The following is a 9,852-nucleotide window of genomic DNA, read 5'->3' as shown; positions in this document are numbered from 1 at the left end:
GTGGTGGGGGCGGAGAAGGGGGCGAACGCCAGGGCGCCGGCCAGAACGGCGGGGGCCATGAGGCGGCGGCGGAGCATGGGGGATATGCGGGCGGAAGCGCGCACGTGGAACTCCTCGCAAGCGTGGTGGGGGGTGAGGGATTTCCTCACGCTGGCGCGAAGCTTATGTGTCCATGTCATGCATCTAGCAAGACCTGAATGTAAAAGATTTGTTGCTTCCGAGGCTGAAGGGGCACTTGCTGCGCACCAAGTGCCCCTTCTTGTAACAATTTTGAGGAAGTGTCAGTCGGCCGCAGTCAGGCTGAGGTCAGCCGACCGGCGACCAGACGCGTTCCACCTTCTGCGTGCCGTTCAGCGTGCGGTACGAACGGGACCACGCCGACGTGGCGTCCTGCCTCCGCTTGTCGGACACGACGTAGTAGTCCATCTGGGACCGTTCGGACGTCACGTCCAGCACGCCGTATCCGTGCGCGTCCATGTCGAGCCACTTCACGTGCCAGTTCGCCGACTTGATGGCGGCCTCGGCCGCCAGCGAGGCGGTGTTCGCGGGCACGTGCAGGATGTCGTCGATGTTGTCGGAGGTCACCGACGTCACCACGAACTCCGTCGCGGCCGTCCCCGACCCCGGGTACGTCGCCATGTTCACCGGGACCTCGTTGGCCCAGGCCATGTGGATGTCGCCGGTCAGGAACACCGTGTTCCTGATGTTCCGGTCCTTCAGGTGGCCCAGCAGCTCCTTGCGGTCGTCGGTGTACCCGTCCCACTGGTCCGTGCTGATGGCGATCCCGCCCTCGGGCAGGCCGAGGAGCTTCGTGAGCGGCGCCAGTACGTGCGCCGGCAGGGACCCGAACGCGACCGGGGAGATCATCACCGAGGTCCCGACCAGCTTCCAGGTGGCGTTCGAGCTCGCCAGGCCCGACTTGAGCCAGTCCAGCTGGGCGCGCCCGGTGATGGTGCGCTCCGGGTCGTCCACCCCGCCGTTGCCCACCTTGACCTGCTGGGAGCGGAAGCTGCGCAGGTCGAGCAGGTGCAGGTCGGCGAGGGAGCCGAAGCGCAGGCGGCGGTAGACCGTGCCGGCGGTCGAGGTGCGCACCGGCATCCACTCGAAGTAGGCCTGCTTGGCGGCGGCCGCGCGGGCCGCCCAGTCGCCCTCGGTCCCCGGGGTGTGGTTCTCCGCGCCGCCCGACCAGGCGTCGTTGGCGATCTCGTGGTCGTCCCAGATCGCGACGACGGCGTGCGCGGCGTGCAGGGCCTGGAGGTCGGCGTCCGTCTTGTACTTGCCGTGCCGGGCCCGGTAGTCGGCGAGGGTGGTGATCTCGTGCAGCGGCTCGTGGCGGCGCACGACGTACTTCGCCTCGGGGTAGCCCCCGCTCTGGTATTCGTAGATGTAGTCGCCGAGGTGCAGGATCGCGTGCAGGTCGCTGCGGGCGGCCAGGTGGCGGTACGCGGAGAAGTAGCCGGACTCCCAGTTCGCGCAGGAGACCACGCCGAAGCGGACCGACGGGGTCACCGCGTCGTGGCGGGGGGCGGTCAGGGTGCGCCCGACCGGGGAGACGGCGGCGCCGGCGGTGAACCGGTAGAAGTACGGGGTCTGCGGCTGCAGTCCGCGGACGTCCGCCTTGACCGTGTGGTCGGCGGCGGCGGTCGCGGTGACCGTGCCGCTCGCGACGACCCGGGAGAACGCCCGGTCCTCGGCCACTTCCCAGCCCACCTGGGTGGCCGGGCCGACGCCGGAGCCGGGTACGGCCTCGGGGACGGGGGTGACACGGGTCCACAGCAGGATCCCGTCGGGGAGCGGGTCGCCGGAGGCGATGCCGTGCAGGAAGGCGGGTCCGCCCGCGGCTGCGGAGGCGGGGGACATCCCCAGGGCGGCCGTCGCGAAGGGGGTGAGCGCCGCGGTGGCGGCAGCGGCCTTGACGACCGTACGGCGGCGAGGAGTTGCCGCGGTGTGGGAGGTGAGTTGACTGGTCACGGCCGGTCATATTACTGACCGGTACAACCGCGGGTACAGCCCTGGGAATGCAACGAGCGGGCGAACTCCTGGAGTCCGCCCGCTCGTTGCGTGCCGGGTGTTACCGGCGGTCCGTGCTCAGCCCGCGATGGCCTTGTCCACCGCCGCCGTGAACTCGTCCGGGTTCATCTTGATTTCGACCTTCTTGCCGTCCATCTTCAGCGACGGGGTGCCCTCCAGGCCCGCCTTGTCGAAGAGCTTCGACATCTCGATCGCCCACCGGTTGTACGTGCCGTCCTCGACGGCCTTCTTGAACTCGGCGTTGCCCTTCAGCGCCGGGACCTCGTCGGCGATCTTCAGCAGGTACTCGTCCTTGCCGAACTTGTCGTCGCGCTCGTCGGGGTGGTTCTCCTTCGAGTACAGCGCCGCCTTGTACTCCGCGAACGCCTCGGGGCTCACGTTCAGCGCCGCGCCCAGCGCGCTCAGGGCGTTCTTCGAGCCGCTGCCGCCGAAGCCCTTGTCGAGGAAGGTGGCGCCGACGAACTGCAGCCTGTACTTGCCCGCCTCGACGTCCTTCTTGATCTGCGGGCCGATCCTCTGCTCGAACTGGGAGCAGATCGGGCAGCGGGCGTCCTCGTACAGCTCCAGCGTCTTCTTCGCGTCGGGCTTGCCTATGACGACGGTCGTGCCGTTCTCGCCCGTGGTGTTCTTCGGGGCGACCAGCGCGGCCGTCGCGGCCTTCTCCCACTCGTCGGGCTGGTTGGCCTGGACGACGGCGTAGCCGATGCCGCCGGCCAGGGCGAGGACGGCGACGACCGCTCCGGCCACGACGAGCTGGCGGCGGGCCTTGTCCCTCTTCGCCTGCTTCTCGCGCTCGATGCGCAGCCGCTCGCGGGCCGCCGCCTTGTTGGCCTGGCTGTTGCGTGCACTCATGGTGATCTCCGTGGGGTGTGACATGTGGATGAAGGGGTGTGCCGTACGGACGTCAGGCGCGCACGAGCGCGCCGCGTACGGGAGGCCCCCGGAGCCCCACGGAGTGGGCGGGGAAGCGGGTCCGGGCGGCCGAGCCCGTGTCGGCCGGGCGCGGTGCCCGCCGGGGCGGGCGGCCGGCGCCCGCCCCGGCCGATGCCGCCGCCAGCCGCAGCGGCCGGAACGCGAGGCCGGCCACCGCGCGCAGCAGCTGGCCCAGCGCCCGCTCGCCGTACCGCAGCCAGACCGCGGCCAGCAGCCCGACGGAGACGTGCGCGCCGAGCAGCAGCCACGGCGTCCACGCCCCGGCCGCGGCGGGCAGGGCCGCGGAGCCGGCGGGCCCGGACATCTCGGCCAGCGGGCCGCCCAGAGGTGTCCCGCCGCACAGCTCGTGCAGGCCCAGCGCCCGCAGCGGGCCGGACACCGGCCCGCCGGAGGGCCCGTAGCAGACGTGCTGGCCGGCGGTGAAGACGGTGTCGGCGGCCAGCTCCAGCGGGACCAGCAGCCCGGCGATCGGGCCGAAGCCCCGCTCACGGCCGGCCAGCGCCCAGGCGGTGAGGAACACGGAGGCGAAGGCCCCGGCGGCCGGCGCCGGCGGCAGCGGCACCCCCGCGATGAGGACGTGCGAGCCGGCCGACAGCAGCACGACGAACGCGCTGAACAGCGCGGCCCGCAGCCCTCTCAGTCCTGCTCCTGTCATGCCCATCGCCGCGAGTCTGCCATGACTTCCTGTGGACGCAGGGGTCCGGGGCCCGGGGCGGGCGCCGTTACGGCCGGATCCGGCCGTTGCGGAACAGGTCCACGAAGAGCAGGTGGTCGGCGCGGGCGCGGGCCCCGTAGGCGTGCGCGAAGTCCACCAGGAGCTCGGCGAAGCCCTCCTCGTCGGCGGCGATCGCCGCGTCGATGGCCCGCTCCGTGGAGAACGGGACGAGGCTGTGGCCGCTCTCCGCCTCGTCGGCCGAGGCGTGCATGGTCGCCGTCGCCCGGCCGAGGTCCGCGACCACGGCCGCGATCTCCTCCGGGTCGTCCAGGTCCGACCAGTCCAGGTCCACCGCGTACGGGGAGACCTCGGCCACCAGCTGGCCGGCCCCGTCCAGCTCGGTCCAGCCCAGCCAGGGGTCGGCGTGCGCCTGGAGGGCGCGCTGGGAGATCACCGTGCGGTGCCCCTCGTGCCGGAAGTACTCCCGCACGGCCCGGTCGGTGATGTGCCGGGACACGGCCGGGGTCTGTGCCTGCTTGAGGTAGATCACGACGTCGTTCTCCAGGGCGTCGCTGTGGCCCTCCAGCAGGATGTTGTACGAGGGCAGCCCCGCCGATCCGATGCCGACGCCCCGGCGGCCCACCACGTCCTTGACCCGGTAGGAGTCCGGGCGCACCAGGGATTCGTCGGGCAGGGTCTCCAGGTACGCGTCGAAGGCGGCCAGCACCTTGTACCGGGTCGCCGCGTCGAGCTCGACGGAGCCGCCTCCGGAGGTGAAGCGGCGCTCGTGGTCCCGGATCTCGGTCATGGAGTCCAGGAGCGCGAAGCGGGTGCGGGAGCGGGCCGAGCGCAGGGCGGACAGCAGGGGGCCCTGGGAGGTGTCCAGGGTGAAGGAGGGGACCTCCGGCATGTCATGGCGCTTGGCGTCGCCGGAGGCCAGGGCGTGGATCTGCTCGCGGTAGGCGGCGGCGTAGATCCGCACCAGCTCGCTGATCTGCCCGTCGCTGAGCGCCTTGGTGTAGCCGATCAGGGCGACTGAGGCGGCGAAGCGCTTGAGGTCCCAGGTGAAGGGGCCGACGTAGGCCTCGTCGAAGTCGTTGACGTTGAAGACGAGGCGGCCGGTCGAGTCCATGTAGGTGCCGAAGTTCTCGGCGTGCAGGTCGCCGTGGATCCACACCCGGCCGGTCCGGTCGTCGAGGAAGGGGCCGCCGTGGCGCTCGCGCTCCAGGTCGGCGTAGAAGAGGCAGGCGGTGCCCCGGTAGAAGGCGAAAGCGGAAGCGGCCATCTTCCGGAATTTCACCTGGAAGGCGGCGGGGTCGGCGGCGAGCAGCCCACCGAAGGCGGTGTCGAAGACATCGAGTATCTGTTCGGCGCGCTGTTCGTTCGCCATCTCGGGGACCGCCATGGCGGGTTCCTCCTGGTGCACGGGCTGGACTGGTTCCGACCGACTGGACGCCGTGCGGGACCACGTGGTTCTGCAACGCCCGACCGTACCGCCAGGTACCGGGAACGTGTCACCCGTGGGACGTAGGATTCAAAGCTGCCCCCTACCCCCGCCCCCGGAGGTCCCGCACCGTGGCCAAGACGCCGTTCACGCACCTGCACGTCCACACCCAGTACTCGCTGCTGGACGGTGCCGCGCGGCTGAAGGACATGTTCGCGGCGTGCAACGAGATGGGCATGTCGCACATCGCCATGTCCGACCACGGCAACCTGCACGGCGCGTATGACTTCTTTCACTCCGCGCAGAAGGCCGGGATCACCCCGATCATCGGAATCGAGGCGTACGTCGCGCCCGAGTCCCGCCGCAACAAGCGGAGGATCCAGTGGGGCCAGCCGCACCAGAAGAGGGACGACGTCTCCGGCTCCGGCGGCTACACCCACAAGACGATCTGGGCGGCGAACGCCACCGGCCTGCACAACCTCTTCCGGCTGTCCTCCGACGCCTACGCCGAGGGCTGGCTCACGAAGTGGCCCCGCATGGACAAGGAGACCATCGCCCAGTGGTCGGAGGGCCTGATCGCCTCCACCGGCTGCCCCTCCGGCGAGGTGCAGACCCGACTGCGCCTCGGCCAGTTCGACGAGGCGCTCAAGGCGGCCTCCGACTACAAGGACATCTTCGGCGAGGGCCGCTACTTCCTGGAGCTGATGGACCACGGCATCGAGATCGAGCGCCGGGTCCGCGACGGCCTGCTGGAGATCGGCAGGAAGCTCGACATCCCGCCGCTGGTCACCAACGACTCCCACTACACGTACGCGCACGAGGCCGGCGCGCACGACGCCCTGCTCTGCATCCAGACCGGCAAGAACCTCTCCGACCCGGACCGCTTCCGGTTCGACGGCTCCGGTTACTACCTGAAGTCCACCGAGGAGATGTACGCCATCGACTCCTCGGACGCCTGGCAGGAGGGCTGCGCGAACACCCGCCTCGTCGCCGAGCAGGTCGACACGGAGGGCATGTTCAAGTTCCGGAACCTGATGCCGAAGTTCGACATCCCGGAGGGCTACACCGAGGTCACCTGGTTCCGCGAGGAGACCATGAAGGGGATGCACCGCCGCTTCCCGGGCGGGATCCCCGAGGACCGCATGAAGCAGGTCGAGTACGAGATGGACACGATCATCTCGATGGGCTTCCCCGGCTACTTCCTCGTGGTCGCCGACTTCATCATGTGGGCCAAGAACCAGGGCATCGCGGTGGGCCCCGGCCGTGGCTCCGCCGCCGGCTCGATCGTCGCGTACGCCATGGGCATCACCGACCTCGACCCGATCCCGCACGGCCTGATCTTCGAGCGCTTCCTCAACCCCGAGCGCGTCTCGATGCCCGACGTCGACATCGACTTCGACGAGCGCAGGCGCGTCGAGGTGATCCGGTACGTGACCGAGAAGTACGGCGCCGACAAGGTCGCCATGATCGGCACGTACGGCACCATCAAGGCCAAGAACGCGATCAAGGACTCCGCGCGCGTGCTGGGCTACCCGTACGCGATGGGCGACCGCCTGACCAAGGCCATGCCCGCCGACGTCCTCGGCAAGGGCATCCCGCTCTCCGGCATCCTCGACCCGAGCCACCCGCGCTACAGCGAGGCGGGCGAGATCCGCTCGATGTACGAGAACGAACCGGACGTGAAGAAGGTCATCGACACCGCCCGCGGTGTGGAGGGCCTCGTCCGCCAGATGGGCGTGCACGCCGCCGGCGTGATCATGTCCAGCGAGCGGATCACCGACCACGTGCCCGTCTGGGTGCGGCACACCGACGGCGTCACCATCACCCAGTGGGACTACCCGAGCTGCGAGTCGCTCGGCCTGCTGAAGATGGACTTCCTGGGCCTGCGCAACCTCACGATCATGGACGACGCCGTCAAGATGGTGAAGGCCAACAAGGGGATCGACATCGACCTCCTGGCCCTCCCGCTCGACGACCCCAAGACCTTCGAGCTGCTCCAGCGCGGCGACACCCTCGGCGTCTTCCAGTTCGACGGCGGCCCCATGCGCTCGCTGCTGCGCCTGATGAAGCCCGACAACTTCGAAGACATCTCCGCCGTGTCCGCGCTCTACCGGCCGGGCCCGATGGGCATGAACTCGCACACGAACTACGCCCTGCGCAAGAACAAGCAGCAGGAGATCACCCCGATCCACCCCGAGCTGGAGAAGCCGCTCGAAGAGGTGCTCGCGGTCACCTACGGCCTGATCGTCTACCAGGAGCAGGTGCAGAAGGCCGCCCAGATCATCGCCGGCTACTCGCTCGGCGAGGCCGACATCCTCCGCCGCGTCATGGGCAAGAAGAAGCCCGAGGAGCTGGCCAAGAACTTCACGATCTTCCAGGAGGGCGCCCGGAAGAACGGCTACAGCGACGAGGCCATCCAGGCGCTGTGGGACGTCCTGGTCCCCTTCGCCGGCTACGCCTTCAACAAGGCCCACTCCGCCGCGTACGGCCTGGTCTCCTACTGGACCGCCTACCTCAAGGCCAACCACCCGGCCGAGTACATGGCCGGTCTGCTCACCTCGGTCAAGGACGACAAGGACAAGTCCGCGATCTACCTGAACGAGTGCCGCCGCATGGGCATCAAGGTGCTCCCGCCGAACGTCAACGAGTCCGAGTCGAACTTCGCCGCCCAGGGCGACGACGTGATCCTCTTCGGCCTCACCGCCGTCCGCAACGTCGGCCAGAACGTCGTGGACTCGATCATCAAGACCCGCAAGGCCAAGGGCAAGTACTCCTCCTTCCCGGACTTCCTCGACAAGGTCGAGGCCGTGGTCTGCAACAAGCGCACCATCGAGTCGCTGATCAAGGCCGGCGCCTTCGACGAGATGGGCCACACCCGCAAGGGCCTCGTCGCCCAGCACGAGCCGATGATCGACACCGTGGTCGCGGTCAAGCGCAAGGAGGCCGAGGGCCAGTTCGACCTCTTCGGCGCCATGGGCGACGAGGGCGGCGACGAGCCCGGCTTCGGCCTCGACGTCGAGTTCTCCGACGTCGAGTGGGAGAAGTCCTACCTGCTCGCCCAGGAGCGCGAGATGCTCGGCCTGTACGTCTCCGACCACCCGCTCTTCGGCCTGGAGCACGTCCTGTCCGACAAGACGGACGCGGGCATCTCCCAGCTCACCGGCGGCGAGCACGCCGACGGCGCCGTCGTCACCATCGGCGGCATCATCTCGGGCCTCCAGCGGAAGATGACCAAGCAGGGCAACGCCTGGGCCATCGCCACCGTCGAGGACCTCGCCGGCTCCATCGAGTGCATGTTCTTCCCGGCCACCTACCAGCTCGTCTCCACCCAGCTGGTCGAGGACGCGGTCGTCTTCGTCAAGGGCCGCCTGGACAAGCGGGAGGACGTGCCCCGGCTGGTCGCCATGGAGCTGATGGTGCCCGACCTGTCCTCGGCCGGGACCAACGCCCCTGTCGTCCTCACCATCCCCACCGTCAAGGTCACCCCTCCGATGGTCACCCGCCTGGGCGAGATCCTCCGCCACCACAAGGGCAACACCGAGGTCCGGATCAAGCTCCAGGGCCCCCGGTCCACCACCGTGCTGCGCCTCGACCGGCACCGGGTCCAGCCCGACCCGGCCCTCTTCGGCGACCTCAAGGTGCTCCTCGGACCGTCCTGCCTGGCCGGCTGACGACCGCCGGCACCGGACCCGCGCCACCGGCGCACCGCAGCACAGGGCGCGCCCGGAACTCCTCCGGGCGCGCCCTCGCGCGTCCGCCCCCGGCGCCCGCGGCGCCGGCGGCGGCGTCAGTTGTGGCCGAAGCGCTTCTGCTTGCCCTTGCGCGCCATGTCCATCGGACTCGGGGACGAAGAGGACGAGGACTCGGCGGACGTCACGTGCGAGCTCTTCGACGGTTCCTGCGACGACGAGCGGGCCTGCTGCTTCGGCTGCTTCTGGTTCTTGTTCTTGGCCATGGTGGAGCCTCCGTGAGGGTCTAGGGGCCAGGACCGCCTTCACACTCACACAGCACCACAAACCGCGCATTGTGGATCTTTCCCCGGTGTCGCGGCCCGCGGGCGACCCGAAAACAGTGAGATACGCCACGCCGATGATCCAGTTCCGGCCGTCAACACCCGCACGGTCGGGCAGACTCGGGGAAAACCAGAGGACCCCCACGGAAGAGGTGGAACGCGTGGACCGCTGCGTCGTCCTGGTGGACGCCGGCTATCTGCTGGGCGCCGCCGCCAGCCTTCTCGCGGGTGAACCCTCCCGCTCCCGCATCACCGTCGACCACGCCGCCCTCATCCACGGCCTGCGCGAACGGGCCGAGGCCGACACCCAGCAGCCCCTGCTGCGCATCTACTGGTTCGACGGTGCACCCGACCGGGTGCCCCAGCCCGAACACCGCCGACTGCGCGTCATGCCCCGGGTCACCGTCCGGCTCGGCGCCCTGACCCGCAGCGACGGCCGCTGGGCGCAGAAGGGCGTCGACGCCGCCATGCACGCCGAGCTCACCGAGCTCGCCCGCAACCGCGCCTGCTCCGACGTCGTCCTCGTCACGGGCGACGGAGACCTCCTGCCCGGTTTGATGTCCGCCAAGGAGCACGGCGTCGCCGTCCACCTGTGGGCCGTCCAGGCCGCCGACGGCGATTACAACCAGTCCGAGGACCTCGTCGCCGAGGCCGACGAGCGCCGCGTCCTGGACCGGGCCTGGATCACCCGCGCCGTCCGCGCCAAGGACCTCACCGGCCTCAACTCGCCCGCGCCCGCGCCCCGCCCCGAGATCGCCGCCATCCTCTCCGCCCCCC

At 69.9% G+C, this 9,852-nt stretch carries 7 protein-coding genes; 2 read left to right on the top strand and 5 right to left on the bottom strand.

Going from position 1 to position 9,852, the window contains the following annotated elements; translation table 11 throughout:
• Positions 1–306: 306 nt before the first annotated feature.
• The 4 genes from HYE82_RS28900 to HYE82_RS28885 all read right to left on the bottom strand — a co-directional run bounded on the left by HYE82_RS28900 (position 307) and on the right by HYE82_RS28885 (position 5,024).
• A complete protein-coding gene (locus HYE82_RS28900) occupies positions 307–1,971 on the bottom strand; it encodes an alkaline phosphatase (protein ID WP_179177127.1) in 1,665 nt (554 codons plus the stop codon).
• A gap of 117 nt (positions 1,972–2,088) precedes the next feature.
• Positions 2,089–2,883 (bottom strand): DsbA family protein, encoded by a 795-nt coding sequence (locus HYE82_RS28895; RefSeq protein ID WP_179177126.1) that lies wholly within the window; start codon positions 2,881–2,883, stop codon positions 2,089–2,091.
• Between the two features lie 52 nt (positions 2,884–2,935).
• Positions 2,936–3,625, bottom strand: a complete 690-nt coding sequence (locus tag HYE82_RS28890) for a hypothetical protein (protein ID WP_179177125.1) — start codon at positions 3,623–3,625, stop codon at positions 2,936–2,938.
• 61 nt (positions 3,626–3,686) lie between these two features.
• Positions 3,687–5,024: a DUF2252 domain-containing protein gene (locus HYE82_RS28885; protein WP_179177124.1), complete on the bottom strand. Its 1,338-nt coding sequence runs from the start codon at positions 5,022–5,024 to the stop codon at positions 3,687–3,689.
• Between the two features lie 170 nt (positions 5,025–5,194).
• Here HYE82_RS28885 and dnaE point away from each other — a divergent pair, with 170 nt between their 5' ends.
• Positions 5,195–8,734, top strand: coding sequence for a DNA polymerase III subunit alpha (gene dnaE, locus HYE82_RS28880; RefSeq protein ID WP_179177123.1), 3,540 nt, complete (start codon positions 5,195–5,197; stop codon positions 8,732–8,734).
• Between the two features lie 116 nt (positions 8,735–8,850).
• Here dnaE and HYE82_RS28875 read toward each other — a convergent pair whose 3' ends face one another.
• The gene (locus HYE82_RS28875; RefSeq protein ID WP_179177122.1) at positions 8,851–9,018 is read right to left on the bottom strand and encodes a hypothetical protein; all 168 of its coding nucleotides are present in this window, start codon (positions 9,016–9,018) and stop codon (positions 8,851–8,853) included.
• A 209-nt stretch (positions 9,019–9,227) separates the two neighbouring features.
• On the opposite strand from HYE82_RS28875, the gene HYE82_RS28870 reads away from it, so the two are divergent.
• Positions 9,228–9,852 (top strand): NYN domain-containing protein (locus HYE82_RS28870; RefSeq protein WP_179177121.1); only part of this gene is annotated, 625 nt, incomplete at its 3' end.

Origin of the sequence: Streptomyces sp. BR123 (genome assembly GCF_013401435.1) — a bacterium.
In the GTDB taxonomy this organism is placed as follows: domain Bacteria; phylum Actinomycetota; class Actinomycetes; order Streptomycetales; family Streptomycetaceae; genus Streptomyces.
Note: the sequence above shows the minus strand (reverse complement) of the source record. Positions and strands in the feature narration are given on the sequence as shown.

Excerpts from the sequence above, each read along its gene's own strand:
- HYE82_RS28875 (WP_179177122.1), bottom strand. The coding sequence starts at position 9,018 with ATGGCCAAGAACAAGAACCAGAAGCAGCCGAAGCAGCAGGCCCGCTCG.
- HYE82_RS28885 (WP_179177124.1), bottom strand. The coding sequence starts at position 5,024 with ATGGCGGTCCCCGAGATGGCGAACGAACAGCGCGCCGAACAGATACTC.
- HYE82_RS28890 (WP_179177125.1), bottom strand. The coding sequence starts at position 3,625 with ATGGGCATGACAGGAGCAGGACTGAGAGGGCTGCGGGCCGCGCTGTTC.
- HYE82_RS28895 (WP_179177126.1), bottom strand. The coding sequence starts at position 2,883 with ATGAGTGCACGCAACAGCCAGGCCAACAAGGCGGCGGCCCGCGAGCGG.